The organism is Microbacterium sp. Leaf159, from assembly GCF_001423615.1.
Lineage (GTDB): Bacteria > Actinomycetota > Actinomycetes > Actinomycetales > Microbacteriaceae > Microbacterium.
This window is the reverse complement of sequence record NZ_LMOU01000002.1, coordinates 39,404-63,398: the sequence shown is the minus strand read 5'-3', so window position 1 is coordinate 63,398 and position 23,995 is coordinate 39,404. Positions and strand designations below refer to the sequence as shown.

Here is a 23,995-nt window from a genome sequence, read left to right as displayed (position 1 = left end):
GGCGCATCAGCTCGCGTCGACGAACACCGTCGGGATGGCAGGGTCCGACTTGCTCAGGGCGAGGGCTCTGACCGGAAGCTCTTCGCGCACGCGCAGGTGATGCGCCCGAGCGGATGCCGTGCCCTCCGGCCCTTCGAAAGCGGTGTCGATCTCTCCGGCCTCGACGAACGTGGTCTGCAGCGCGCGACCCTCCGGGTGCTCCGCGGGGGTGTCCAACTGCTCGAAGCCGTCCGAGACCACGACGGTCTCGGATGCGGCCACGCCGTCGACGAGCGTGCGGAACGCCGCCTTGCGGCCGCCGTGCGACGCCTTGTCGGTCGAGGCCTTCGCCACGCCGATCCACGCTCCCGTCGGGTCCTGCCGTGCGACGAGCTTGTAGACCATGCTCGCGGTGGGGTATCCGGAGCCGGTGACGACCGAGGTGCCGACGCCGTATGCGTCGACCGGCGACGCCGCGAGCGCCGCGATGGCGTACTCGTCGAGGTCGCTCGTGACCGTGATCCGCGTGCCCGTCGCGCCGAGCTCGTCGAGCTGGGCCCGCACCTCTGCCGCGACGATCGGCAGGTCACCGGAGTCGATGCGCACTCCACCGAGGCCGGTGCCGGCCACGCGGACGGCCGTCTCGACACCCGTGCGGATGTCATAGGTGTCGACCAGCAGTGTGGTGCCGGTTCCGAGGCTGTCGATCTGCGAGCGGAAGGCCTCCTCCTCGGTCTCGTGAAGAAGCGTCCACGAGTGCGCGGCCGTTCCCATGGTCGGGATGCCCCATCGACGGCCGGCCTCGAGGTTGCTCGTCGCACGGAAACCGGCGATGTACGCGGCGCGGGCTGCAGCGACGGCGGACTGCTCGGCTGCTCGGCGCGATCCCATCTCGGCGAGCGGCCGCTCGCCCGCGGCGATGCTCATGCGTGAAGCGGCAGTGGCGACGGCCGAGTCGTGGTTCAGGACGCTGAGCGCGAGGGTCTCGAGCACGACCGCATCGGCGAAGGATCCCTCGACGGTCAGGATGGGGGAGCCGGGGAAGTACAGCTCGCCCTCGCGGTAGCCGCGGATGGAGCCCGTGAAGCGGTAGTTCTCGAGATAGGTCAGCGAGTCGGCATCCACCACGTCGTTGTCGCGCAGGAAGCGCAGCTCGTCGTCACCGAAGCGGAACTCGCGCAGCAGGGAGAGCAGACGGCCCGTGCCGGCGACGACGCCGAAGCGGCGTCCGCCGGACAGCCGCCGCGAGAAGAGCTCGAACACGCTCGGCCGTGAGGCCGTTCCGTCTCGCAGCGCTGCGGCGAGCATGGTCAGTTCGTAACGATCGGTCAGAAGCGCCGTGGACGTCGTCATGCGCTCAGCTTAGTGACGACATCCGCCCGGGTTGCTGAGCATGACGCGGCGTGCGCGCGGGTAGGCTGGTGAGTCATGAACGACGCCCCGATCGGAATCTTCGACTCCGGTGTCGGCGGACTCACGGTGGCCAGAGCCATCAGAGCCCAGCTGCCCCGGGAATCGTTCGTCTACATCGGCGACACCGCGCACTCGCCGTATGGCCCTAAGCCGATCGCCGATGTGCGTCGCTACAGCCTCGAGGTGCTCGACACGCTGGTCGATCAGGGCGTCAAGATGCTCGTGATCGCCTGCAACACGGCATCCGCTGCGATGCTGCGCGATGCGCGCGAGCGCTATGACGTCCCGGTCGTCGAGGTCATCGGCCCCGCCGTGCGCCGCGCAGTGTCGACCACGCGCAACGGGCGCGTGGGCGTCATCGGCACCGTCGGGACGATCGGCTCGCGCGCCTACCAGGACATGCTCGAGGTCAACGAGCGTCTCGAGGTCTTCACCGCCGCGTGCCCGCGGTTCGTCGAGTTCGTCGAGGGAGGGATCACCGGCACGCCCGAGGTCCTCGCGACCGCCGAGGAGTACCTCGCGCCGCTGCGTGACGCAGAGGTCGACACCCTGGTGCTCGGATGCACGCACTACCCGTTCCTCCGTGGCGCGATCAGCTATGTGATGGGGGAGGGCGTCACGCTCGTCTCCAGCGACGACGAGACCGCGGGCGACGTCTACCGCCAGCTGGTGCGCGGCGACCTTCTCGCATCGCCCGATGCCACTGCGTCGTATGTCTACGAGGCGACGGGCGATTCGACCACCGAGTTCACCGCGCTCGCCAACCGTCTGATGGGCCGGGAGGTGCGCGACGTGCAGCTCGTGCAGACCGGCGTCATCACGCTTCCGGAGTCGGCCGCAGGGCTCTGACTCCTCCGCAGCATCCATCCGCTTCTTCCACCCCCACCGAAGGAATCCCATGACCAGCATCGTCCGCGCAGACGGCCGCTCCACCGACCAGCTCCGTGAGATCACGATCGAGCGAGGCTGGAGCAGCCACGCCGAGGGATCGGCTCTGATCAGCTTCGGCGGCACCAAGGTGCTGTGCACCGCATCGTTCACGAACGGCGTGCCCCGGTGGCTCACCGGCAAGGGCAAGGGATGGGTGACCGCCGAGTACTCGATGCTTCCCCGTGCGACCAACAGCCGCAACGACCGCGAGAGCGTGAAGGGGCGCATCGGCGGCCGCACGCACGAGATCTCGCGCCTGATCGGCCGCGCGCTGCGCGCTGTCGTCGACACCAAGGCCCTCGGCGAGAACACGATCGTGATCGACTGCGACGTGCTGCAGGCCGACGGAGGCACGCGCACCGCCGCGATCACCGGTGCCTACGTGGCTCTGGCCGATGCGATCGAATGGGGCCGCGAGAAGAAGTTCATCGGTAAGAACTCGACCCCGCTGCTCGACTCCGTCGCCGCCGTCTCGGTCGGGATCATCGACGGCGAGCCCATGCTCGATCTCGCATATGTCGAGGATGTCCGCGCCGAGACCGACATGAACATCGTCGTGACCGGTCGTGGTCTGTTCGTCGAGGTGCAGGGCACCGCCGAGGGCGCGCCTTTCGACAAGCGAGAGCTCGATGCGCTTCTCGAACTCGGCGTCGCAGGCTGCGCCGACCTGAAGGACCAGCAGCTGAAGGCGCTCGCGGGCTGATGAAGGTCGTCCTCGCCACGCACAACCCGCACAAGGTCGCGGAGTTCCAGCAGATCGTCGCGTCCACGCGTCCCGATCTCGAGGTCGTCGGATACGACGGCCCGGAGCCGGTCGAGGACGGCGTGACCTTCGCCGAGAATGCGCTCATCAAGGCGCGTGCTGCATCGCTGCATACGGGGCTCGCAGCCCTCGCCGACGACTCCGGGATCTGCGTCGACGTGCTCGGCGGGTCGCCCGGGGTGTTCTCCGCCTACTGGGCGGGGCAGAAGAAGGATGCTGCGGCCAACCTCGAGCTGCTGCTCGACCAGCTCCGTGACATCGCGGATCCACACCGCGCCGCCCACTTCAACTCGACGATCGCGCTGGTGACGCCCGGCGGTGCCGAGCATGTGGTCGTCGGGAACTGGCCGGGCCGCCTGGCCCCCGAGGCATCCGGCGGGGGCGGGTTCGGCTACGACCCGATCTTCATCCCGGACGGCCAGCCGGAGGGTGCCGAGCGTACCGTGGGGGACTTCACCGCCGACGAGAAGCAGGCGCAGTCGCACCGTGCCCGTGCGTTCGCTGAACTGGTGCCGTTGCTCGCCGATCTCTGACCGACCGAGATGTAACCACTACGCTTGACGTACTTCATGCGTAGTGGTTACTGTGGTCGACATGCGAGAACTCACCTACTACATCGGCGTGACCCTCGACGGGTTCATCGCGGGACCCGCGGACGAGGTCGACTTCTATCCAGTGACCCCGGCGTTCGCCGAGATGATGGGAACCGAGCTCGCCGACATCCAACCAGCGTTCGTGCGCGCCGACCGCGGAGGCGTCGACGAGCCGCTCACCCGATTCGACACCGTGCTGATGGGCCGTCGCACCTACGAACCAGCACTGCAGGCCGGCATCACCGATCCCTACTCGCAGCTGCGTACGATCGTCTTCAGCATCACGCAGGCCGATCCGGACGATCCGAACGTCGAGATCGTCCGCACGGATCCCGTCGCGCGGGTGCGCGAGCTCAAGGCGGAGCCCGGTCTCGGCATCTACCTGGCCGGCGGTGCCGTGCTCGCGGGCGTGCTCCTCGATGAGATCGACAGGCTGATCGTCAAGAAGTATCCCGTGATCGCCGGATCCGGCATCCCGATGACAAGCCATCCCTTCGCACCGGTCCAGTTCGGCCTCGATCAGGTGCGCTCGTTCGACAACGGCTGCGTCGTGCTCGAGTACACCCGACGGCGCTGAAGGCGCGGTTACTGAGAATCATCACCATTCCCGACTGCGCGCAGACCCGCCGAACGGCACGATCGCCGGTCTAGCCTGGAGGCATGCACGATCACGCGCCCGCCGCCGGCGGCATCCGCTCTGCGAGTCATCGCCGTCTCCTGGCGATCTCGCTGAGCCTGACCGCGACCATCATGGTCGTGCAGGTCGTGGGCGCGATCCTCACCGGTTCGCTCGCGCTGCTGGCGGATGCAGCTCATATGTTCACCGACGCATCGGCGCTCGTGATCGCGCTGATCGCCGCAGCCGTCGCCGCGCGACCGGCCGATGACCGCCGCACTTTCGGGTATCAGCGCGCCGAGGTGTTCGGGGCGCTGATCAACGCGATCATCCTGATCCTGCTCGCCGGGTGGGTCGGGATCGAGGCCGTCGGTCGGCTGATCGACCCGGGCGAGACCGAGGTCGCCGGAGGCCTGATGCTCATCGTCGCGATCGTGGGCCTCGTCGCCAATGCGATCTCGATGTGGCTGCTGAGTCGTGCGCAGCGCACCAGCATCAACGTCCGCGGCGCATACCTCGAGGTGATGGGCGACCTGATCGGCTCGGCGATGGTGATCATCGCCGCGATCGTGATCGTGACGACGGGGTGGATGCCGGCAGACGCACTCGCGTCGATCATGATCGCCGTGCTGATCATCCCGCGCGCGATCGCGCTGTTGCGCGAAGTGTTCTCGGTGCTCTCCGAGTCGGCTCCTGAGGGCACGGCGGTCAGCGACATCCGCCAGCACCTGCTCGACTACGACGGGGTCGTCGGAGTGCACGATGTGCACGTGTGGCAGCTGACCCGCGGTGCTCCGGTCTTCAGCGCGCACGTCAGCGTCGAACCGGCGCTCCTCGCCGACGGGCGATCCGCGAAGCTGCTGAGCGACCTGCAGTCGTGTCTCGCGCATCACTTCGACGTGGAGCATTCGACCTTCCAGATCGAACCGGCCGAGCAGTCGGACTGCGAACCGCATCACGCGTGACGGGTCAGCTCTCGACGACGACCTCATCGGGAGATTTGTCGGGTCGTAGGCCCCGCCAGCGGGAGTGGCGGAGGACGCCGTCGGGGGTCCAGTTCGCGAACTCCACCTCGCCGACCAGCTCCGGCTCCACCCACAGTGCGTCAGAGGCGTCGAGAGCGGGCACCCCGCCCAGAGGCGCCGATTCGACGCGCAGCGGCGCGAGGCGTGCGAGCAGATCGCGGAGCATCCGGTCGGTGAAGCCGGTGCCGACGCGTCCCACGTATCGCAGCCGTCCGGAGTCCGGTACCGCGAGCAGCAGTGAACCGAACGTGCCCTCGCGGTCGCCCTTGCCCGGACGGATGCCGACGATCACGACCTCCTGCATCCGGGTGAGCTTGAGTTTGAGCCAGGCGGGGGAGCGCTGCCCCGCGCGATAGCGGGATGCGGGGTCCTTCACGACCACGCCCTCGAGACCGAACTCGTCGCTCGCGGCCAGCGCGGCGTCCACGTCGTCGAACACGGGCGGCACCTGGACCGGGGCCTCCAGGTCCGAGACCACCTCTTCGAGCAGAGTGCGTCGCTGCGACAGCGGCATCGAGCTGAGGTCGTGCCCGTCGAGGCGCAGCAGGTCGAAGACCATGTAGACGATCGGGGTGCGCACGACCTCGCGTTCGATCTCGCGGGGCCGTGTGAGGTGCATGCGATTCTGCAGCAGCGAGAAGCTCGGCCTGCTGTGCGAGTCGAACGCGACGATCTCCCCGTCGACGATCGCGTCGGCGACCGGCAGGAAGGGGGCGCCGTCCGCGGTGAGCTCGGGGTAGCGGGCGGTGATGTCCGTGCCGCTGCGGGCATGCAGCAGCATCCGCCCGTCCGCCCAGGTGCCGATCGCACGGATGCCGTCCCACTTCACCTCGACCCAGGAGGGCGAGCTGAGCCCGCGGGCGATCGCCGGGGTGCCGTTCTCGGCGAGCATCGGAGACACGGATGCCGGGGCCGAGGATGCCGGGGCACTCGCCGCGCCGGAGATCCGCGGGCGGTGTCGCGCTGGTGCGGCGGGCTGTGCGGAGGCGGCGTCCTCATCGGATGCTGCGGGGCTCGTCGTCTGCACGTGCGGTGCGTGTTCGGTGCGCAGTGGTGCGATCGGATCGATCCCTGATTCCGCGCGCTCCAGCACCGTCGCGAAGTCGAGTTGCGCCAGGTCGGGGTCGTCGAGTTCATCCCAGGTGCGGGGCGCGGCCACCCAGGGCTGTGCCCGGCCGCGCATCGAGTACGGCGAGATGGTCGTCTTCTTGCCGTTGTTCTGGCTCCAGTCGAGAAAGACCTTGCCGCCGCGGGCGGCCTTCGCCATCGTGCTGGTGGCGAGATCGGGGTGCTCGGTCTCGATGAGGCGAGCGATCTCCTTCACGACCGCCGAGATCTCGTCGCTGGTCTGCTGACCGGGAAGAGCGGCATACAGGTGGATGCCCTTGCTGCCGCTGGTGACGGGAACGGGGTCGAGGCCGATGTCGGTGAGCAGACCGCGGGCGATCCGCGCGACCTCGGCGCACTGGGCGAGACCGACGCCGGGGCCGGGATCGAGGTCGAGCACGAGGCGGTCGGGGTTGCCCGGCAGGCCGTCCGATGCGAAGCGCCACTGTGGCACGTGCAGCTCGATCGCGGCGACCTGGGCGAGCCAGACGAGGGTCGGCACATCGTCGACGAGCGGATACTCCTTCGGGCCGTCGGAGTGACGGATCTCGTGCCGCGGGATCCAGCTGGGCGCTCCGGGCTCGAGCTGTTTCGTGAAGAAGGAATCGGCCGGATGCTCAGCCGTTCCGACCCCCTCGACCCAGCGCTTGCGGGTGACCGGGCGACCCTCGAGGAGGGGGAGGATGTGGGGCGCGATCGCCGTGTAATAGGCGATGATCTCGCCCTTGGTCGTGCCGGTCTCGGGGTAGACGACCTTGTCGAGGTTGGTGATGCGCAGGCGGCGGCCGTCGATCTGCACGTTCTGCGCCTCCGGAGCCATAGCGCCAGCGTAGTCAAGGTACTGGCCGCGACCGGGGCGCCTGGTGTTCACTGGGGGCATGAGAACGATCTGGAAGGGCGCGCTGACCTTCGGCCTCGTGAATGTGCCTGTCAAGGTGTACTCCGCGACGGAGGACCACGACGTGCCGCTGCATCAGGTGCACGAGAAAGACGGCGGTCGCATCCGCTATCAGCGCACCTGCGAGGTGTGCGGCGAGACGGTGGCGTATGCCGACATCGATCGCGCGTACGTCGACGAGGGCCAGACGGTCGTGCTCACGAAGGACGACCTGGCAGCGCTGCCCGCCGAGAAGAGCCGCGAGATCGACGTGGTCGAGTTCGTGCCGTCGGATCAGGTCGATCTGCTCACTCTCGACAAGCCGTACTACCTCGAGCCCGACTCGAAGTCGCCCAAGGCCTACGTTCTGCTGCGCAAGACGCTCGAGCAGACCGACCGCACGGCGATCGTGCGGTTCACTCTGCGGCAGAAGACCCGCCTCGCGGCACTCCGCGTGCGCGGCAAGGTGCTGGTGCTGCAGACGCTGCTGTGGGCGGATGAGGTGCGAGAGGCGGAGTTCCCGGCGTTGGATGAGGATGTCCGGATCTCGAAGAAGGAGCTCGAGCTCTCGGCATCCCTTGTCGACAGCTATTCGGCCGACTTCGACCCCGAGTCGTTCGTCGACGAGTACCAGAAGGAGCTGCGCACCCTGATCGACGCCAAGATCGAGGCGGGTGACACGTTCGACGTGTCGGAGACCTTCGGCGAGGCCGAGGGCGATGCCAAGAGCGGTGAGGTCATCGACCTGATGGAGGCGCTGCGCGCCAGTGTCGCGCGCACCAAGGCCGCGCGTTCGGAGTCAGCCGACACCAAGGCGAGCACCAAGAAGACCCCGAGCAAGAAGAAGGCGGGCTGAGAACTCAGCCCGCCCTGTTTCGCTCGTTCGAGGTCAGTGCTTGCCGTCTCCGTCGAGGTCGGGAGCACGGTCGAAGACCTCGGGGTCGAGTGCGAGCTCTTCCGCCTCGGTCGCGTCGGTCTCGCCCTCGCCTGCCGCGGCTTCCTTCTTGGCCTTGTGGCGCTCGGACAGGTAGTGCCAGAGCGTGATCAGCGCGGTGCCGCCGACGGCCGCGAGCAGGATCAGATCGATGTAGCTCTCGACGAACTGGGCGATCGGCGGGATGAAGCCGATCGCGTAGCCGAACATCGTGAGGCCGAAGCCCCAGAGGATGGCGCCGATGAGGTTGTAGAGCGTGTAGCGGCGCCACGGCATGTGGCCGACGCCGGCAGCGACCGGCGCGAATGTGCGGACGATCGGCACGAAGCGGGCGAGGATGACGGTGATGCCCCCGAAGCGCTCGAAGAACGCGTTGGTGCGCTCGACGTTCTTCTTGCTGAAGAGGCCCGATTCCTTGCGTTCGAAGACCGCAGGCCCACCCTTGTGGCCGATCAGATATCCGACTTCACCACCGACGAAGGCGGACAATCCGATCAGCAGAGCGACGATCCAGACGTTCAGGCCGAAGACGCCGTGCTCGGAGCCGGCGATCGGGTGCGACAGCAGACCCGAGATCACGAGCAGCGTGTCGCCCGGCAGCAGGAAGCCGACCAGCAGGCCGGTCTCGGCGAAGACGATGAAGCACACCACGAGCAGCGCCCAGGGGCCGGCCGAACCGATGATGGTGGCGGGGTCGAGCCAGGGGATGAGAGCGGCGTGATGCATGGATTTCCCGTCGTAGTGCGCTGTGCGGCGGTCAAGTCGTCGGCCGCACGGCATGCGACTGATCGGTGCGGAAGGTGGGACTTGAACCCACACGCCCTAGAGCACAGGAACCTAAATCCTGCGTGTCTGCCAATTCCACCACTCCCGCGCGGTGAAATCAGTCTACTGATCGGGGGATCGTGCGTAGCTGAGGATCCGCCCGCAGGCGAGAGGACCGTGCTGTGGATAACTCCGGCGGCGGGAGCGGGATCCTTGCGAGGATGCTCGGGTGATCCACCCCTCCGTCCTGGTCGTCGAGCGTGTCCGTCAGCGCCTCCGCGCCGAGGGTACGGACCCGTCGCTCGATGCGGAGATCGCGCGCGTCGTCGCTCTCGCCGAGGTGCGGCGGTTCAACGATGTCGCGCTCGCCCGGGGTGAGACTCCGATCGATGACGAGGCCGCATGCGTGCGCGATGTCCTTGCCGCCGTGAGCGGATTCGGCGTGCTGCAGCCGCTGCTCGACGATGCCGAGATCGAGGAGATCTGGCTCAACGGCCCCGAGAGCATCCATGTGGCGCGCGGAGGAGTCTCACAGCGGCTCGCTCTGCGGCTGAGCGACGCGCAGCTGCGGGACCTCGTCGAGCGGATGCTGCAGTCGACCGGTCGCCGGGTCGACATCAGCCAACCCTTCGTCGACGCGTCATTGCCGGATGGCTCGCGACTGCACGTGGCGATCGCGGATGTGGTGCGGGGGTCCTGGTCGGTGAACATCCGCAAGTTCCTGCCGCGCTACCGATCGCTCGATGCCCTCGTCGCACACGGGGCGCTCCCCGCCGACCTAGCGGTCATCCTGCGTCAGGCGATGAGAGAGGGCAAGAGCATCGTCGTGTCGGGTGCAACCCATGCGGGCAAGACCACGTTCCTCGGCGCTCTCCTCGCATCCTGCGCGGATCAGCAGCGCATCATCACGGTCGAGGAGACGTTCGAGCTCGCCGTCGACGGCCCCGACGTCGTCTCGTTGCAGGGACGCCAGGCGAGTCTCGAGGGAACAGGCGAGATCACCCTGCGCCGGCTGGTGAAGGAGGCGCTGAGAATGCGTCCCGATCGCCTCGTGGTGGGCGAGGTCAGGGATGCAGAGGCACTCGACCTCGTCCTCGCACTCAACACCGGTGTGCCGGGTGCAGCCACGGTGCACGCCAACTCCGCGTCCGAGGCTCTCGACAGGCTGACGCTCCTGCCGCTGCTGGCAGGCAGGAACATCGACCGCTCCTTCATCGCACCGGCGCTCGCCGCCGCGGTCGATCTGGTGGTGCACTGCGTGCGTGGCAGCGACGGTGTCAGACGAGTGAGCGAGGTCATAGCGCCGACGGGCGAGGTCCGTGACGGCCGACTCATCACCCGATCGGTGTACCCGCACGGTACGGATATGAACGCGGGGCGGCGCGGCGATCTCCGACGCGTCGGGGGCGAAGGATGACGGCTCTGCTCGGTGCCGTGCTCGCGGCGGGACTGCTGCTGTGCGCGGCGCCGTGGCTCTGGCCTCCGCACCCTCCGCAGGAGAAGGCCGGGCGGCGCGGAGTCGCGGTCCGCATGCTCGAAGAAGCGGGGTTCGGCAGCATCCGCCCCCGCGCACTTCTGGCCATAGTGGTGCTGGTCGCGCTCGCCGCCGCATCCGTCGTCTGGCTCGTCACCGCGATTCCCACCCTCGCGACGCTGGCCGGTGCGACCGCGGCGACGGCGCCGGTCGTGTTCCTGCGGTCTCGTCGCCTGCGACTGCGCAAGCAACGTCGCCAACTCTGGCCCGACGTCTGCGACCTTCTCATCGCATCCATCCGCGTGGGGCTGTCGCTGCCGGATGCGGTGGCGAGTCTGGCCGAGTCCTCGCCCACGATGATGAGGCCGGCTTTCATCGTGTTCGCTCGCGATCTGAGGGCCACGGGGCGATTCGAGACCAGCCTCGATCGACTGAAGCTTTCGCTCGCCGATCCGATCGCCGATCGCATCATCGAGACCCTCCGTATGGCGAGGCAGGTCGGTGGCACCGAGCTCGTCGGCGTCCTGCGGGCGCTGTCGTCGTCGGTACGCGCGGATGCCGCCCTCCGAGGTGAGGTCGAGGCGCGCCAGTCGTGGATCCGCGGTGCGGCCGTCCTCGGTTCCGTCGCGCCGTGGGTCATCCTCGGCCTCCTGGTGCTGAGGCCCGAAGGCGCTGCGGCCTATGGCACGCCCGAGGGGGTACTGGTGATCTGTCTGGGCGCAGCGGTGTCCGTCATTGCCTACCGCATCATGATCCGGATCGGGCGTCTTCCGGAGCCGGGGCGGTGGTTCGGGTGAGCGTCCTGTCCGCGCTCGCCGTCGCAGTGCTCGGCGGTGGGGCGCTGTCTGCGGGCCTGCTGTGCATCCTCGCGACGCTCCCGCGCTGGTCGGCGGCGTCGCTGACGCTGCGCATAGCCCCCTACGTGCGAGACGCCGTCGCCGACGAGCGGCTACCGGAGATCGTCCTGCCGCAGGCAGGGGTACTTCCTGCCGGGGGCCGAACCCTCTGGACCCGGTCGTCGGCGGTCTTCGAAAGGCTGGTCGGAGGGGGTGGGGCGCTGCGGGGGAGGATCGCGCAGGCGGGTCTCTCCATCGATCAGGCGACGTTCCGTGGACGACAGCTCGGCTGGGTCATCGGCGGGATCATGGCCGGCGCTCTGGCTCTCATCGTGCTCGCGATCTCGGGACGTATGAGCCCTCCGATCGCTCTTATCCCCGTACTGCTCGGCAGCGGTGCCGGGGTCGGCTACGACATGCACCTCACCGCGCGTGTGCGATCACGCCGCGCGCGGCTCACCGATGAGCTGCCGACGACACTCGAGTTCCTCGCCCTCTGCCTGTCCGCGGGGGAGGGCTTCCTCGATTCCCTGCGCCGCGTCGCGGCGGTCGGATCGGGAGAGCTCACCGCGGAGTTCCGCAGGGTGGTGCTGGCCGTCGGAACGGGGTCATCTCTCGCCGACGCGCTCGGTGAGATGGCGGGCCGTCTGCAGCTGCCAGGGCTGGCGCGCGCGATCGATCAGGTCGTCGCCGCTCTCGAACACGGCGCGCCGCTGTCGGCCGTCCTCCACGCACAGGCCGGAGACGCGCGTGAGGACGCCAAGCGCGTGCTGATCGAACAGGCCGGCCGCAAGGAGATCCTGATGCTCCTTCCGCTCGTGTTCCTGATACTCCCGCTCTCCGTGCTCTTCGCCATCTATCCGGGCCTCTTCATCCTGCGACTCGGCATCGGCTGAGCTCTCCACGAAAGGACGATATGAACACTCTTCGACACAGCCAGGGAGGCAGGGCGGCCTTCGCGCGCGAGTTCCTCGACGACGAGCGCGGAGACGTGCCCGGATGGGTGCTCGTCACACTCATGACCGCCGGACTCGTCGTGCTGATCTGGGCGGTCGCGGGCCCGGCGCTGAGCACCCTGTTCGAGCAGGCGATCCAGCGCGTGTCGGGCATCTGACGGGCGAGTGCCTCCATGTTCGACCTGACGACCCGTGATCGACTCCTAGACGAACGCGGTTCGAGCCCTGTCGAGTTCGTGATGGTGGGGACCCTGCTCACCCTGCTGACCCTCGCCGTGATGCAGCTCGCGCTCGCCGTGTACGTCCGCAACGTCGTGCACGATTCCGCCGTCGAGGGGGCGTATTACGCCGCACTCGCCGACACCAGCCTCGAAGACGGCGCAGAGCGTGCGCGTGCGCAGATCGTCCGAGCTGTCGGAGAGGCCTATGCCGAGGATGTGACAGTCGGGCGCTCGACGTCGCTCGGGCAGTCGACGATCGACGTGCGCGTGCGGACCACGCTGCCCGTGATCGGGTTGCTCGGGATCCCCTTCGCGATGGAGGTGGAGGCCCATGCTCCGGAGGAGTCGTTCGGCGATGGATGACGACGGCTCGGCGGCTCTCGAGTTCATCGCCGTCGGAGTGGTGCTGCTCGTGCCGCTCGTCTACCTGATCATCGCGCTCGGCGCGATCCAGGAGCAGACGCTCGGGGCGGAGGCTGCGGCCCGACACACGGCTCGGGCCGTCGCCCTCGCACCGGACGCGGAGAACGCAGAGCTGAGTGGAGAACGCGTGCTCGCCAGCGTCTCCGAGCAGTACGGCATCGACCCCGACGCCGCCGAGGTGTCCGTGACCTGCACTCCCGAGGTCGCGGTATGCCCGTCCGCGGGAGCGACCATCACGGTTGTGGTCGCAGCGAAGGTCTCGTTGCCGTTGATACCGGCGATCTTCGGGCTGGATGAGGCGGCATCCGTCTCCGTCGAGGGGACCGCGGTGCAGAAGGTGTCCCGGCTGTGGGGCACGGGGTGAGAGACGACGACGGGAGCGTGCTGCTCCTCACCCTGGGATACGCACTGCTCGCTCTCGCGCTCATCTTCGTGAGCGTGTGCGCGACAGACCTGTACATCTCCCAGAAACGGCTCGATGCACTCGCCGACGCGGCAGCGCTCGCCGGGGCTGACGGGTTCACGCTGGTCGTCGACGGGACGACGGTGCGCGCCGACCTCACCGATCAGGGCGTCAGAGAGCAGGCGATCGCGCTGGTCGCCGAGTGGCCGGGCGACGCGAATCTGCTGTCAGCCACCGCGTCCGACGGACGCTCGGCGCGGGTGACGGTCGCCACCGAGTGGAATCCGCCGCTGCTGTCGCTGTTCGTCCCCGACGGCGTGCGGCTCGAGGCGACGGGCACGAGTCGCACGGCGCTGAGATGATGCCCGGCCCCGCGGATCCCGACACCCGTCAGACGAGAAGCCGGTCGCGCAATCTCCGTACGCGTCCGTCGAAGCCCGGCGGAACCTGATCGGGGAGAGCATCGATCGGCCACCACCGCACGTCCTCCGACTCGTCGCTCACGATCAGCGCCGCGCCTTCCGGGACGACGACGGCGACCCCGATGTCGAGATGCGAGGAACACCGGCCGAACGCAGACGAGAGCCCGTGATGATCGAGGTCGTACACGAGAGACTCGGGGAGACCCGACACGACGACACCCGTTTCCTCCCGCAGCTCGCGCAGCGCGGCATCCGCGATCGACGCATCGCCTGACTCGAGATGCCCGCCGGGCTGGACCCAGAACTGCCCCTTGGCATGGAACACGAGAAGCGTGCGGGTGAGCGTCGGATCGAACACGAGTGCTGACGCCGTGGCGTGGTCGGGGCCGTCGTCGCGAGACACGGGGCCATGCTCGTCGGGGAAGAACGTCGCGAAGTCGGCCTGCGCCGCCCGCTCCAGGTCGGAAGTCGCCGCGGCCCCGAGGACCAGACGACGCACATCTGCGGCGAGATCGGCGCTCACGAGGGTTCCTCCTTCGTGCGTGGTACGAACCGGGGGATCCAGCGGATGAAGCCTCCGGCGCCGACCAGGCCGATCACGCCCATGGCCGCGGCCGCTATCGGCAGCGAGGCGATCGCGATGATCCCCGACACCATCAGGGGAGCGATGGCCCCACCGGCATCCGTCAACGTGCGCCATGAGCCGAGGAACGCGGCGGGTTCGGTCTTCGGAGCGACGTCGGCACCCAGAGTCAGCAGGATGCCGCTCGACAGGCCGTTGCCCACGCCGAGCACCGCGGCGAACATGCCGAACCACAGCACCGCGGCATCGAGGTCGTGGGTGAACGACATCGCGAGGAAACCGGCGCCCATGAGGACCATCGCCGGCATCGCCGCCCAGAGCCGGCCGAAGCGGTCCATCACCTGACCGCTCGCGTAGAACAGGGCGAAGTCGATCGCCCCCGAGATTCCGACGACGAGGGCGATGGTCGACGCGTCGAGGCCGAGCGAGAGGCCCCACAGCGGGAGCACGACCTGACGCGCCGAACGCACTGCCGAGAGTGACGCGGCGGCGAGGCCGAGACGACCGAGCACGGTGCGCTGCTGCCACATCGTGCGGAAGATGCCCGTGCGACCGACGGTCGGGATCGAACCGGTGACCGGCTCGCCCGAGTCCTCAGACAGGGGAGCGGTGCGCACCGGGGTGGTGGGCGGGATCGTCTTCTCGGGATCCGGACCGAACAGCACCAGCAGCACCATGACGACGAGGCAGCCGAGGAAGAACCAGATCGCCGCGGTCTCGGAACCGAACAGTTGCAGGAGGCCCGCGGCGACGAACGGGCCGATGAAGATCCCGAGACGGAAGCTGCCGCCCAGCAGCGAGAGCGCGCGGGCGCGGAACGCGATCGGCACCCTCGTCGTCATGAAGGCGTGACGGGCGAGACCGAAGGCAGCGGCGCAGAAGCCGAGGAGGAAGACGGATGCCGCGAGCACGCCCAGCGACGGAGCGAAGACCATTCCGACACCCGCGCCGATCGCGATCACTCCCGCAATGACCATGGTGAACCGCTCGCCGATGCGCGACACGGCCCAGCCTGCAGGCAGGTTTCCACAGAGCTGACCCACGACCAGCGCGGAGGCGACGAGTGCGGCGAACGCCACATCGGCCCCCATGCGCGCCGCGATCACGGGGATCAGAGGGATGACCGCTCCCTCACCGAGCGAGAACAGGACGGTGGGGAGGTACACCATCGGCCCGAATCGTCTCAGGACCGTGGATGCGCTGCTCACTCGTTTCACGCTACTCCCGTTCGAACCCGTCCCCGCCCGCACAGGCGGCACGTTAGGCTGGACGCGACATGCTCGAACTCGATCTCTCCGCCGACATCCAGGCCCTGCGACTCACCTACGGTGACATTCGCGAGGTCATCGACGTCGATACGCTCCGTTCCGACATTGCACGTCTCAGCGAGGAAGCCGGCGTGCCGGACCTCTGGGACGACCCCGAACGCGCCCAGAAGGTGACCAGCGCGTTGAGCCACCGCCAGTCGGCGCTCGCGAGGGTCGAGGGCATCGGCTCGCGACTCGACGACCTCGAGGTCCTGGTCGGGCTCGCGAACGAGATGGGCGATGAGGAATCGGCCGTCGAGGCGCGCGCCGAGCTCAGCGCTCTCACCGAGATCATCAATCAGCTCGAGGTCCAGACGCTGATGGACGGCGAGTACGACGAGCGCTCGGCCATCATCACGATCCGCTCGGGTGCCGGTGGCGACGACGCCACCGACTTCGCCGAGATGCTCATGCGCATGTACCTGCGGTGGGCCGAGCGTCACAAGTACCCCGTCAAGGTTCTCGACACCTCGTACGCCGAGGGTGCCGGAATCAAGTCGGCGACGTTCGAGATCGACGCGCCCTACGCGTTCGGCACCGTCTCGGTCGAAGCCGGCACGCATCGCCTGGCCCGCATCAGCCCGTTCGGCTCTGCCGACAAACGTCAGACGTCGTTCGCCGCGGTCGAGGTCATCCCGCTCATGGAGGAGGCGACCGAGGTCGACATCCCCGAGAACGACATCCGCGTCGACGTGTTCCGCTCGTCAGGCCCGGGTGGTCAATCGGTCAACACCACCGACTCCGCCGTGCGCCTCACGCACCTCCCGACCGGCATCGTCGTCTCGATGCAGAACGAGAAGTCGCAGATCCAGAACCGTGCCGCCGCCATGCGCGTGCTGCAGACCCGCCTCCTGCTGCTCCAGAAGGAGGAGGAGGCCGCGAAGAAGAAGGAACTCGCCGGCAACATCACCGCGAGCTGGGGCGACCAGATGCGCTCGTACTTCCTCTACGGCCAGCAGCTCGTCAAGGATCTGCGCACCGGGCACGAGTCGGGAAACCCCGCAGCCGTGTTCGACGGCGATCTCGACGGGTTCATCTCGGCCGGCATCCGCTGGCGCAAGCGCAAAGACGAGGACTGAGCTCGTCTCAGCGGGCGGCGCCTTCGAGCGTCCCCGTGAGGTCTTCGTAGCTGAACACGATGCATTGGATGGCGCGGTCGTTCGCCCGCTTCCATGACGTCTCGGTGGGCACGAACCAGTAGTTGTCGAGCTCGGAGTCCGCATACGGGATGCCGATGAACTCCTCGAAGGCGGCATCGCAGCGCTCGGTCGCGAGGGTCTGCAGCTCGGCGTCGCCGGGGAAGTCGCCGTCCGGCGCATCGAAGATGAAATACACCTCATCGGTGTGCGGCTGATCGCACGGGACGACAGGAAGATCGTAGACCTCGTCCTCCCACTCGACCAGGGGGAGGCAGTGCCCGACCTCGAGGTCGTTGATGTAGACCCTCTCGGCACCCTCTGCCGCCGACTCGTCGGGTTCCCCGCCGTCGGACGACGAGGAGCCGGGCGATGACGTCGGTACTGTCGCGCCGGGCGCGGCCACGCTGAGCGACAGGAGCATCACCGCGATCGCGACGATGCTTCCGAGAACGCTCACGGCGATGCCGACGATTCCCGGCCACTTCGTTCCACGGAGGAACACCGACACCAGCGAGACGACGAAACCGACTCCCAACAGCACCCAGCCTGCGAGCGCGATCGACGGGAAGCAGGAGAGGACGAGTCCGATCACCGCGACGCCGAGACCGATGATGCCGAGAACGGAGAGCTTCGGCTTCGCCTGCGGGGGAGTGGGCGCTCCGAAGGGAGCACCCAGACCCTGCGCGGGGTAGGCCGTGCCCTGCGCGGGGTAGGCCGTGCCCTGCTGGCCGTACATAGGCGCCTGGTCCCAGACGGGCGGACCTGCAGCTGGCCCGGGATGCATATCGCCCGCCGAAGTCGCAGTCTGCAGAACGTACGGTGGCTCGAACGTCGCGGACTCGATTGCGGGGGCCGTGGGGCTGCCGGCGACCGGAACCACGCCCGCCGTCGACTGCCCGGAGGCGTCGATGGCGGGCGCAGCGATGCCTTCAGTGGCAGCGTCCTGCGGTGTCACGTGTTGCTGCTGTGGCGAAGCCGTCTGTGGCACGGAACCGTGCTGTGCGGAACCCTGCTGTGCGGAACCCTGCTGTGCGGAATCCGGCTGCTCCGCGGTGGCCGGAGCCGGCGCCGCGACGGTGTGCTCCGTCCACGCGACTCCGTCCCACCAGCGCTGCCGGCCTGAACCGTCGTCGTACCACCCCGCCGGGGTCGTCATGCCTGCTGCTCCGTACTAGGGGCTCAGCCGGCGGACGGGGTGAACGGGACGCGTGCGACGTCCTGCAGGAGTTCATCCGTGAAGGTGATCACGTACGACGAACTCTGCGCGATGTCGAAGGTGATCTTGCCGCTGACGGTGTCTCCCGCGGCGAGCTCCTCCGCCACGATTCCGTCGACGTAGTAGTCGTAGGTGCCTTCGGCGCCTTCGGCGGTCTCGAGTGCGAAGTAGAACGGGTTGATGTAGCTCGTGCCCGAGATGCCGGTGAACGTGACATCGAGGATCACGTAGCCGCCGTTGGTGGAGGGGATGCTCGATCCGTCCGACGTCGCCCACGTGGCCGAATTGATCGTGACCTCGCTGGTGCCCGACATCTGCTCGATCGTGACGGGGGAGCCGAGCTCGCCCTCGACGACATCCGTGGGGCCGGTGTCTCCGTCCTCGGTGCCGTCGTCGGTGCCGGGGTCGGTGCCGTTGTCGGTATCGGAGTCGCTGGACGGGGGTGCGGTCGGCAGATCGCGCACTGCTTCGGCCACGGTCGCGAAGATGAAGACGAACGCCATCACGACGGCGACGATGGCACCGACCACAGAGAGGATGAGGCCCGAGATGCCCGGCCACTTCTTGCCCTTCAGGAAGAGCGAGATCAGCGAGACGATGAAGCCGGCGGCGAGCAGCAGCCACCCGAATCCGAGGATCACGGGGACGCACGACAGGATCGTGCCGAGGGCTGCGAGGCCGAGACCGACGATGCCGAGGATGGACGGCTTGGTCGGCGCTGCGGGTGCGGCACCTGCGTATGCGGGCGGGTAGCCGCCCGCAGCGCCGTATGCCTGACCTGCGGGCGCGTACGCGTTCGCGCCGGGGTAGCCGGGTGCCGCTCCCGGATAGCCGGGGGCGGGATAGGCCTGCGTCTGTCCTGCATCCGCGGCGCCGGGGTAGGCGGGCGCGCTGCCGGGGTAGGCGGGTGCGGCGTTCGCGTACGGCGGGACGTTGCCGTCGAGCGGCGTGGTGGCATCGGGTGCGCTGGCACCGGGCGCGGTGTACTCCGTCGACGACGCGTCGGAAGGAGTCTCGGGGGCCGACCACGATGCTGCGGAGTCGGGAGCTGCGACCTCATCGACGGGCGCTGCGGAGTCGGAGCCGGAGTCGGCTGCGACGGGTTCGGAGGCGGGAGCGTTCCACGAGGGACTCTCGACGGCCGCCACGGAGTCGAGCGCTGCTGCGGTCTCGGCGGCTGCTGCGGACTCGGGGGTCGTATCGACTGCGGCGGCACCGTCATCGGTCGTCACCGTGTCGTAGCCTGCCGCAGCGGAGTCGGAGAACGATGTGTCGGCTTCGGTCGTCACGGCCTCAGTCTCGGAAGCCGCAGACTCCGTCTCGGCCGCTGCCGGCTCCGCGGCCGGAGCGAAATGCTCGGTCCACTGCGTGCCGTCCCACCAGCGCTGGCGCCCGGATCCGTCGTCATACCAGCCTGCAGGCGTCGTCATGGTTCCCCCTCGAGTCGTGGTCCACGCTGACGGCATGGATCGGCACCTCCATGTATAGCAGTGCGGGGCGACACTCCGGGGGTGCGCGGGGTGTCGCTCGCGAGCAGGGCACACGGCGCGCTTAGGCTCGAACAGCCATGATTCGGTTCGAGAACGTCACGAAGCGCTACCGCGGGACCTCACGGCCCGCTCTGTCCGCTGTCGACTTCGAAGTGCAGCGCGGGGAGTTCGTCTTCCTCGTGGGTGCGTCGGGGTCCGGCAAGTCCTCCTGTCTGCGACTCATCCTCCGAGAGGACGTGCCGACGACCGGCCGCGTCGCCGTGCTCGGACGCGACCTGCGATCGCTCGCGAACCGCAAGGTTCCGTACTTCCGTCGCCACATCGGGTCCGTGTTCCAGGACTTCCGCCTCCTGCCGTCGAAGACCGTCTACCAGAACGTCGCGTTCACGCTGCAGGTGACAGGATCCTCGCGCGGATTCATCCAGCAGGCCGTGCCCGAGGCGCTTGCACTGGTCGGGCTCGACGGCAAGCAGAAGCGGATGCCGCACGAGCTGTCCGGTGGAGAGCAGCAGCGCGTCGCGATCGCCAGGGCGCTCGTGAACAGGCCTCAGGTGCTGCTCGCGGACGAGCCGACCGGAAACCTCGACCCGGCGACCTCGGTCGACATCATGCAGCTGCTCGCGCGGATCAACGCCGGCGGCACCACCGTTCTCATGGCCACGCACGAGGCCGCGTTCGTCGATCAGATGCAGCGTCGAGTCATCGAGCTCCGTGACGGCGAGATGGTGCGAGACGAGGTGCACGGCGGATACGGCGACACCTCGAACATTCCCCGTCTCGTCCCCGAAGAGGTTCGGGGAGCCGCCGCGGCCGCGGCTCTCACCGCGGTGCAGGAGGTGCAGCGCCAGACCGCCGACCTGTCGGTCGTGCGCGCTGCGCTCGCGGAGGAGCTGAGCGCCCAGCGCAAGGCCGCCGCCGCATCCTCCGACGCCGTGCCCACGGCATCCGAGACTCCTGAGGCGCAGGCCGCTCCCATCGAGCCGCCGATCGCCGACGAGAGGCCCGCCGACGCGCAGGCAGCCGTCGGTCCGCTCACGCATCCGATCCTGCTTCCGCAGGTCGACGTCGCCGAACTCGGCGTCGCCGATCGTCTCGGCCTCTCCGATGACGGTGCCGAGGAAGTGGGGCCGACCTCATGAGAATCGGACTCATCCTCACCGAGGCCCTCGGAGGCCTGCGGCGCAACATCTCGATGGTCATCTCCGTCGTTCTCGTCACCTTCGTGTCACTGACGTTCGTCGGCGCCGCGATCCTGATGCAGGCGCAGATCGGCACGATGCGCGGCTACTGGACCGAGCGGGCGCAGGTCGCGGTCTACATGTGCTCCGACATCTCGGAGCAGAACACGTGCGTCGACGGCGGGGCCTCGGAAGAGCAGGTGAACGCCGTGCGCGCCCAGCTCGAGGGCGAGGCGCTCGCGCCGCTGATCAGCGAGGTGAGCTACGACTCCAAGGAGGACACGTACGCCAAGCTCGTGGAGCAGCTGGGCGAGGAACAGGCGAGCGTCATCACCCCCGAGCAGGCCTTCGAGGTCTTCTTCGTGACCATGAAGGACCCCGGCCAGTCCCAGGTGATAGCCGAGGCGTTCAACGGCGTGGCGGGCGTGGAGCAGGTCACGGACCAGCTCCAGTACCTCGAACCGCTGTTCTCCGCGCTGACGGTGGCCACGTACATAGCCGTCGGCATCGCCGTGCTCATGCTGATCGCAGCCATCCTTCTGATCGGCACGACCATCAGGCTCTCCGCGTATGCCAGACGCAAGGAGATCGGCATCATGCGCCTGGTGGGCGCCTCGAACCGCTTCATCCAGACGCCGTTCGTGCTCGAGGGCGTGTTCGCCGCCTTCCTGGGCTCCGTGCTCGCGAGCGCCGCCGTGGTCGCGGGCGTGCACTTCGGCGTCAACGGCTATCTGCGGGGGCGAGTCCCGTTCATCACCACCTGGGTGTCGATGCAGGATGCCGCGGTCGTCGTGCCCGTGCTGATCGGTATCGGCGTGATCCTGGCGGCATTGTCGGCCGGCTTCGCCATCCGTCGCTGGCTGCGTACCTGACCGCGTCGACTGCGGGAGCGTCGTCGGTATAGACTGACAGGCTGTCGTGCGCCCGGGATCGGGCTCTGGAACCACTGCGCGACGCGGATCAGGAGAGAATCATGCCCAGGGAACGCGGGGAGAAGGTCATCGCGACCAATCGTCGCGCACGTCACGACTACAACATCGAGAAGTCGTACGAGGCGGGGATGGTGCTCACCGGCACCGAGGTGAAGTCGCTGCGCCAGGGGCGCGCGAACCTGAGCGACGGATATGCGTTCGTGAAGGGGAACGAGGTCTTCCTCGACTCCGTGCACATCCCGGAGTACTCGCAGGGCCACTGGACGAACCACTCCGCCAAGCGCATCCGCAAGCTCCTGCTGCATCGTGAGGAGATCGCGAAGCTGCAGCATGCGGTGTCGGCGGGCGGCTACACCCTGATCCCGCTCAAGCTCTACTTCTCCGACGGGCGTGCCAAGGTCGAGATCGCGCTGGCGAAGGGAAAGCGCGAGTTCGACAAGCGTCAGACGCTGCGCGAACGTCAGGACACGCGCGAGGCGGAGCGGGCGATGCGGCTGCGCAACCGCACCGGAGACTGATCAGCTCGACGGGGTGAATCCGAACGCACGCCCGAGGAACGCGAGCTCTCGCTCGAGGGCGTCGACGATCGTCTCGGTCGAGCGGAATCCGTGTCCCTCGCCCGGGTACAGGACGTACTCGTGAGCGATGCCTCGGGCGTCCAGGGCGTCGCGCACGGCCTCCGACTGCGCAGGTGGCACGACACGGTCATCCGCGCCCTGCATGAGCAGCACGGGCACGTCGATCCGATCGACGTGCGTCAACGGTGAGCGGTCGACGTACAGGCCCTCCGCCTCGGGCAGCGGTCCGACCAGACCCTCGATGTAGTGCGCTTCGAAGTCGTGGGAGTGCTCGGCCAGCATCCGGAGGTCCGTGACCCCGTATCGGCTGATCCCGGCGGCGAAGGTCCCGCCGCGCACGAGCGCGGAGAGCACGGTCCAGCCGCCGGCGGAGCCGCCACGGATCGCGATCCGCAGAGGATCCGCGACACCCGTCTCGGCGAGGCCCCTCGCGGCCGCGATCACGTCGTCGACGTCGACCACGCCCCACTCTCCGTCGAGGCGTTCGCGATATGCGCGCCCGTATCCGGTGGAACCGCCGTAGTTCACGTCGAGCACACCGATGCCGCGGCTCGTGTAGAAGGGGATCACGGCCGACATGGCACCAGTCACATGGGCCGTGGGGCCGCCGTGCACGAGCACGACGTAGGGAGCGAGTTCTCCGGCCGGAGCCGAGGCTGTGGGGTGGGCCGGTGGATAGGCGAACGCGTGCACGGGACCGTGCGCGCCGTCGACGAGGATCGGCGATGCCGGGGGCATCCATGCCGGATCGGTCGGCTCCGCGCCGGCGACCGCGATCACCTCGTCGGAGTCGAGGTCGACGCACCAGACGCCGGGCGACGTGGTCGAGCTGTTCCCCGAGAGCAGGACCCGGGATCCCGAGACGTCGTCGACGCTGACATGGCCGTCGGCGGGGAGATCGAGCAGACGGGCACCGCCGTCCGCGTCGAGCATGACCACCTCGTCACGTCCGTTCGTGCGCACGGCGACGATCCGGCCGTCGCCGATCGGCCGATACCAGCGATTGCCCAGCACCCACAGTCCGTATCCGGTGTCCGCGTCGACGTCGTCGACACGGACAGCCGGGAGTGCGGTGCCGCTGCTGTCCAGCTGCACGCGATGCAGCGCCCAGCGACCGGTCGGGTCGTCCGCGTACAGCAGCTCGTCGTCCCCGGTCCACTCAGGCTGCAGGGCTGCGCGCGTGGACAGCTCGACGGTGGCGACCCCGTCGGAGACTGCGAGTGTGGCATGCTGCCACGGCATCTCCGCGCCCGTCCACTGCACCCAGGCGACCCGAGACCCGTCCGGCGACAGCGCCGGATGCGCGTAGAAGCCTTCGCCTTCGACGACGATCGTCACCAGCGACGGATCCTCGGCCGCGGAGCCGTCGAGGGGGATCTCGACGATGCCGCGACGATGAGGGTCCCTGGTGAGGTCCTCACGGACGGCGAGGAGCCGCCCGTGCTGCAGTCTCAGACCGCCATGGGCGGGGCCCGCGGGCGTCAGCGGTTCGGGCTCGTCACCGCGGCGCATCCGGTGCACGCGCTGATCCTTCGCGTCGACGAAGTAGAGGGTGCCCTCGGCATCCGCGGTCCAGGCTCCACCGCCGTACTCGTGGACGCGGGAGCGGGCGCTCCACGGAGCAGGGAGGATCTCGGCGCCGGTCGAGCTGCGCACGGTGAGTCGACCGCCCTCGGAAGGGACCGACTCACCCCACCAGATCTCGTGCCCGACGAATGCGGAGCCGTCGATCCTCGGAGAGGACGCGGCGATCCGGGCCGCAGAGAAGGGCGAGGGCCAGGTACCGAACGGCGATGACATGCTTCGAGCCTAGGCGTGGCTCCTGCGACGCGCGG

At 68.5% G+C, this 23,995-nt stretch carries 25 protein-coding genes and 1 tRNA gene; 17 read left to right on the top strand and 9 right to left on the bottom strand.

The window, feature by feature from the left end; translation table 11 throughout:
- Positions 1-6: 6 nt before the first annotated feature.
- Complete coding sequence (locus ASF80_RS13905; RefSeq protein WP_056312241.1) at positions 7-1,332, bottom strand: nicotinate phosphoribosyltransferase; 1,326 nt, start codon at positions 1,330-1,332, stop codon at positions 7-9.
- A 75-nt stretch (positions 1,333-1,407) separates the two neighbouring features.
- Between ASF80_RS13905 and murI the strand changes: the two genes are divergently transcribed.
- From murI to ASF80_RS13880, 5 genes are all read left to right on the top strand, one after another.
- On the top strand, positions 1,408-2,241 hold the full coding sequence (gene murI, locus ASF80_RS13900; protein ID WP_056312239.1) for a glutamate racemase: 834 nt from the start codon (positions 1,408-1,410) through the stop codon (positions 2,239-2,241).
- A gap of 49 nt (positions 2,242-2,290) precedes the next feature.
- On the top strand, positions 2,291-3,025 hold the full coding sequence (rph, locus tag ASF80_RS13895) for a ribonuclease PH (RefSeq protein WP_056312237.1): 735 nt from the start codon (positions 2,291-2,293) through the stop codon (positions 3,023-3,025).
- Complete coding sequence (rdgB, locus tag ASF80_RS13890) at positions 3,025-3,618, top strand: RdgB/HAM1 family non-canonical purine NTP pyrophosphatase (protein WP_056312235.1); 594 nt, start codon at positions 3,025-3,027, stop codon at positions 3,616-3,618. Before rph ends, rdgB begins: the two co-directional genes overlap by 1 nt.
- 61 nt (positions 3,619-3,679) lie before the next feature.
- A complete protein-coding gene (locus tag ASF80_RS13885; protein WP_056313573.1) occupies positions 3,680-4,255 on the top strand; it encodes a dihydrofolate reductase family protein in 576 nt (191 codons plus the stop codon).
- 83 nt (positions 4,256-4,338) lie between these two features.
- Positions 4,339-5,259 carry a cation diffusion facilitator family transporter gene (locus ASF80_RS13880; RefSeq protein WP_056312233.1) on the top strand — a complete coding sequence of 307 codons (921 nt, stop codon included), beginning with the start codon at positions 4,339-4,341 and terminating at the stop codon, positions 5,257-5,259.
- A 4-nt stretch (positions 5,260-5,263) separates the two neighbouring features.
- Here ASF80_RS13880 and ligD read toward each other — a convergent pair whose 3' ends face one another.
- On the bottom strand, positions 5,264-7,246 hold the full coding sequence (gene ligD / locus ASF80_RS13875; protein WP_056312231.1) for a non-homologous end-joining DNA ligase: 1,983 nt from the start codon (positions 7,244-7,246) through the stop codon (positions 5,264-5,266).
- A 58-nt stretch (positions 7,247-7,304) separates the two neighbouring features.
- On the opposite strand from ligD, the gene ASF80_RS13870 reads away from it, so the two are divergent.
- Complete coding sequence (locus ASF80_RS13870) at positions 7,305-8,159, top strand: Ku protein (protein WP_056312229.1); 855 nt, start codon at positions 7,305-7,307, stop codon at positions 8,157-8,159.
- 33 nt (positions 8,160-8,192) lie between these two features.
- Here ASF80_RS13870 and ASF80_RS13865 read toward each other — a convergent pair whose 3' ends face one another.
- Together ASF80_RS13865 and ASF80_RS13860 are read right to left on the bottom strand one after the other, a co-directional pair.
- Positions 8,193-8,963: a DedA family protein gene (locus tag ASF80_RS13865; protein WP_056312227.1), complete on the bottom strand. Its 771-nt coding sequence runs from the start codon at positions 8,961-8,963 to the stop codon at positions 8,193-8,195.
- Between the two features lie 66 nt (positions 8,964-9,029).
- A tRNA-Leu gene (locus ASF80_RS13860) sits at positions 9,030-9,111 on the bottom strand.
- Between the two features lie 120 nt (positions 9,112-9,231).
- On the opposite strand from ASF80_RS13860, the gene ASF80_RS13855 reads away from it, so the two are divergent.
- The 7 genes from ASF80_RS13855 to ASF80_RS13825 are packed head-to-tail and all read left to right on the top strand — an operon-like array spanning position 9,232 to position 13,677.
- Positions 9,232-10,419, top strand: a complete 1,188-nt coding sequence (locus ASF80_RS13855; RefSeq protein WP_056312225.1) for a CpaF family protein — start codon at positions 9,232-9,234, stop codon at positions 10,417-10,419.
- On the top strand, positions 10,416-11,273 hold the full coding sequence (locus ASF80_RS13850) for a type II secretion system F family protein (protein ID WP_056312224.1): 858 nt from the start codon (positions 10,416-10,418) through the stop codon (positions 11,271-11,273). The genes ASF80_RS13855 and ASF80_RS13850 overlap by 4 nt, the downstream gene beginning before the upstream one ends.
- A complete protein-coding gene (locus tag ASF80_RS13845; RefSeq protein WP_056312222.1) occupies positions 11,270-12,208 on the top strand; it encodes a type II secretion system F family protein in 939 nt (312 codons plus the stop codon). The genes ASF80_RS13850 and ASF80_RS13845 overlap by 4 nt, the downstream gene beginning before the upstream one ends.
- 20 nt (positions 12,209-12,228) lie before the next feature.
- Complete coding sequence (locus ASF80_RS13840; RefSeq protein WP_056312220.1) at positions 12,229-12,426, top strand: hypothetical protein; 198 nt, start codon at positions 12,229-12,231, stop codon at positions 12,424-12,426.
- Between the two features lie 15 nt (positions 12,427-12,441).
- On the top strand, positions 12,442-12,852 hold the full coding sequence (locus ASF80_RS13835) for a TadE/TadG family type IV pilus assembly protein (protein WP_056312219.1): 411 nt from the start codon (positions 12,442-12,444) through the stop codon (positions 12,850-12,852).
- A complete protein-coding gene (locus ASF80_RS13830; protein ID WP_235560005.1) occupies positions 12,845-13,276 on the top strand; it encodes a TadE family protein in 432 nt (143 codons plus the stop codon). The genes ASF80_RS13835 and ASF80_RS13830 overlap by 8 nt, the downstream gene beginning before the upstream one ends.
- The gene (locus ASF80_RS13825; RefSeq protein WP_056313572.1) at positions 13,273-13,677 is read left to right on the top strand and encodes a hypothetical protein; all 405 of its coding nucleotides are present in this window, start codon (positions 13,273-13,275) and stop codon (positions 13,675-13,677) included. The genes ASF80_RS13830 and ASF80_RS13825 overlap by 4 nt, the downstream gene beginning before the upstream one ends.
- A 28-nt stretch (positions 13,678-13,705) precedes the next feature.
- On the opposite strand, the gene ASF80_RS13820 is transcribed toward ASF80_RS13825, so the two are convergent.
- Both ASF80_RS13820 and ASF80_RS13815 read right to left on the bottom strand, forming a co-directional pair.
- Positions 13,706-14,260: an NUDIX hydrolase gene (locus ASF80_RS13820; RefSeq protein ID WP_162239138.1), complete on the bottom strand. Its 555-nt coding sequence runs from the start codon at positions 14,258-14,260 to the stop codon at positions 13,706-13,708.
- Positions 14,257-15,489, bottom strand: coding sequence for an MFS transporter (locus tag ASF80_RS13815; RefSeq protein WP_056312215.1), 1,233 nt, complete (start codon positions 15,487-15,489; stop codon positions 14,257-14,259). Before ASF80_RS13815 ends, ASF80_RS13820 begins: the two co-directional genes overlap by 4 nt.
- A 107-nt stretch (positions 15,490-15,596) precedes the next feature.
- Here ASF80_RS13815 and prfB point away from each other — a divergent pair, with 107 nt between their 5' ends.
- The gene (gene prfB / locus ASF80_RS13810) at positions 15,597-16,706 is read left to right on the top strand and encodes a peptide chain release factor 2 (RefSeq protein ID WP_056312213.1); all 1,110 of its coding nucleotides are present in this window, start codon (positions 15,597-15,599) and stop codon (positions 16,704-16,706) included.
- A 7-nt stretch (positions 16,707-16,713) separates the two neighbouring features.
- Here the strand turns inward: prfB and ASF80_RS13805 are convergent, their stop codons facing one another.
- Together ASF80_RS13805 and ASF80_RS19195 are read right to left on the bottom strand one after the other, a co-directional pair.
- Complete coding sequence (locus ASF80_RS13805) at positions 16,714-17,922, bottom strand: DUF2510 domain-containing protein (RefSeq protein ID WP_056312211.1); 1,209 nt, start codon at positions 17,920-17,922, stop codon at positions 16,714-16,716.
- A 23-nt stretch (positions 17,923-17,945) separates the two neighbouring features.
- The gene (locus ASF80_RS19195) at positions 17,946-19,412 is read right to left on the bottom strand and encodes a DUF2510 domain-containing protein (protein WP_056312208.1); all 1,467 of its coding nucleotides are present in this window, start codon (positions 19,410-19,412) and stop codon (positions 17,946-17,948) included.
- 137 nt (positions 19,413-19,549) lie between these two features.
- Between ASF80_RS19195 and ftsE the strand changes: the two genes are divergently transcribed.
- The 3 genes from ftsE (at position 19,550) to smpB (ending at position 22,100) form a co-directional block, all read left to right on the top strand.
- The gene (gene ftsE, locus ASF80_RS13795) at positions 19,550-20,611 is read left to right on the top strand and encodes a cell division ATP-binding protein FtsE (RefSeq protein ID WP_056312206.1); all 1,062 of its coding nucleotides are present in this window, start codon (positions 19,550-19,552) and stop codon (positions 20,609-20,611) included.
- Positions 20,608-21,522 carry a permease-like cell division protein FtsX gene (gene ftsX / locus ASF80_RS13790; protein WP_056312204.1) on the top strand — a complete coding sequence of 305 codons (915 nt, stop codon included), beginning with the start codon at positions 20,608-20,610 and terminating at the stop codon, positions 21,520-21,522. The genes ftsE and ftsX overlap by 4 nt, the downstream gene beginning before the upstream one ends.
- A gap of 101 nt (positions 21,523-21,623) precedes the next feature.
- On the top strand, positions 21,624-22,100 hold the full coding sequence (gene smpB, locus ASF80_RS13785; RefSeq protein ID WP_056312202.1) for an SsrA-binding protein SmpB: 477 nt from the start codon (positions 21,624-21,626) through the stop codon (positions 22,098-22,100).
- Here the strand turns inward: smpB and ASF80_RS13780 are convergent, their stop codons facing one another.
- Complete coding sequence (locus tag ASF80_RS13780) at positions 22,101-23,960, bottom strand: prolyl oligopeptidase family serine peptidase (RefSeq protein WP_056312199.1); 1,860 nt, start codon at positions 23,958-23,960, stop codon at positions 22,101-22,103.
- Between the last annotated feature and the right edge of the window lie 35 nt (positions 23,961-23,995).

Excerpts from the sequence above, each read along its gene's own strand:
- ASF80_RS13835 (WP_056312219.1), top strand. The coding sequence starts at position 12,442 with ATGTTCGACCTGACGACCCGTGATCGACTCCTAGACGAACGCGGTTCG.
- ASF80_RS13830 (WP_235560005.1), top strand. The coding sequence starts at position 12,845 with ATGGATGACGACGGCTCGGCGGCTCTCGAGTTCATCGCCGTCGGAGTG.
- ASF80_RS13850 (WP_056312224.1), top strand. The coding sequence starts at position 10,416 with ATGACGGCTCTGCTCGGTGCCGTGCTCGCGGCGGGACTGCTGCTGTGC.
- ASF80_RS13805 (WP_056312211.1), bottom strand. The coding sequence starts at position 17,922 with ATGACGACCCCGGCGGGGTGGTACGACGACGGTTCAGGCCGGCAGCGC.
- ASF80_RS13870 (WP_056312229.1), top strand. The coding sequence starts at position 7,305 with ATGAGAACGATCTGGAAGGGCGCGCTGACCTTCGGCCTCGTGAATGTG.
- ASF80_RS13780 (WP_056312199.1), bottom strand. The coding sequence starts at position 23,960 with ATGTCATCGCCGTTCGGTACCTGGCCCTCGCCCTTCTCTGCGGCCCGG.
- rdgB (WP_056312235.1), top strand. The coding sequence starts at position 3,025 with ATGAAGGTCGTCCTCGCCACGCACAACCCGCACAAGGTCGCGGAGTTC.
- ASF80_RS13880 (WP_056312233.1), top strand. The coding sequence starts at position 4,339 with ATGCACGATCACGCGCCCGCCGCCGGCGGCATCCGCTCTGCGAGTCAT.
- ligD (WP_056312231.1), bottom strand. The coding sequence starts at position 7,246 with ATGGCTCCGGAGGCGCAGAACGTGCAGATCGACGGCCGCCGCCTGCGC.
- rph (WP_056312237.1), top strand. The coding sequence starts at position 2,291 with ATGACCAGCATCGTCCGCGCAGACGGCCGCTCCACCGACCAGCTCCGT.
- murI (WP_056312239.1), top strand. The coding sequence starts at position 1,408 with ATGAACGACGCCCCGATCGGAATCTTCGACTCCGGTGTCGGCGGACTC.
- ASF80_RS13840 (WP_056312220.1), top strand. The coding sequence starts at position 12,229 with ATGAACACTCTTCGACACAGCCAGGGAGGCAGGGCGGCCTTCGCGCGC.
- ASF80_RS13905 (WP_056312241.1), bottom strand. The coding sequence starts at position 1,332 with ATGACGACGTCCACGGCGCTTCTGACCGATCGTTACGAACTGACCATG.
- ftsX (WP_056312204.1), top strand. The coding sequence starts at position 20,608 with ATGAGAATCGGACTCATCCTCACCGAGGCCCTCGGAGGCCTGCGGCGC.
- ftsE (WP_056312206.1), top strand. The coding sequence starts at position 19,550 with ATGATTCGGTTCGAGAACGTCACGAAGCGCTACCGCGGGACCTCACGG.
- prfB (WP_056312213.1), top strand. The coding sequence starts at position 15,597 with ATGCTCGAACTCGATCTCTCCGCCGACATCCAGGCCCTGCGACTCACC.
- ASF80_RS13815 (WP_056312215.1), bottom strand. The coding sequence starts at position 15,489 with ATGGTGTACCTCCCCACCGTCCTGTTCTCGCTCGGTGAGGGAGCGGTC.
- ASF80_RS13885 (WP_056313573.1), top strand. The coding sequence starts at position 3,680 with ATGCGAGAACTCACCTACTACATCGGCGTGACCCTCGACGGGTTCATC.
- smpB (WP_056312202.1), top strand. The coding sequence starts at position 21,624 with ATGCCCAGGGAACGCGGGGAGAAGGTCATCGCGACCAATCGTCGCGCA.
- ASF80_RS13865 (WP_056312227.1), bottom strand. The coding sequence starts at position 8,963 with ATGCATCACGCCGCTCTCATCCCCTGGCTCGACCCCGCCACCATCATC.
- ASF80_RS19195 (WP_056312208.1), bottom strand. The coding sequence starts at position 19,412 with ATGACGACGCCTGCAGGCTGGTATGACGACGGATCCGGGCGCCAGCGC.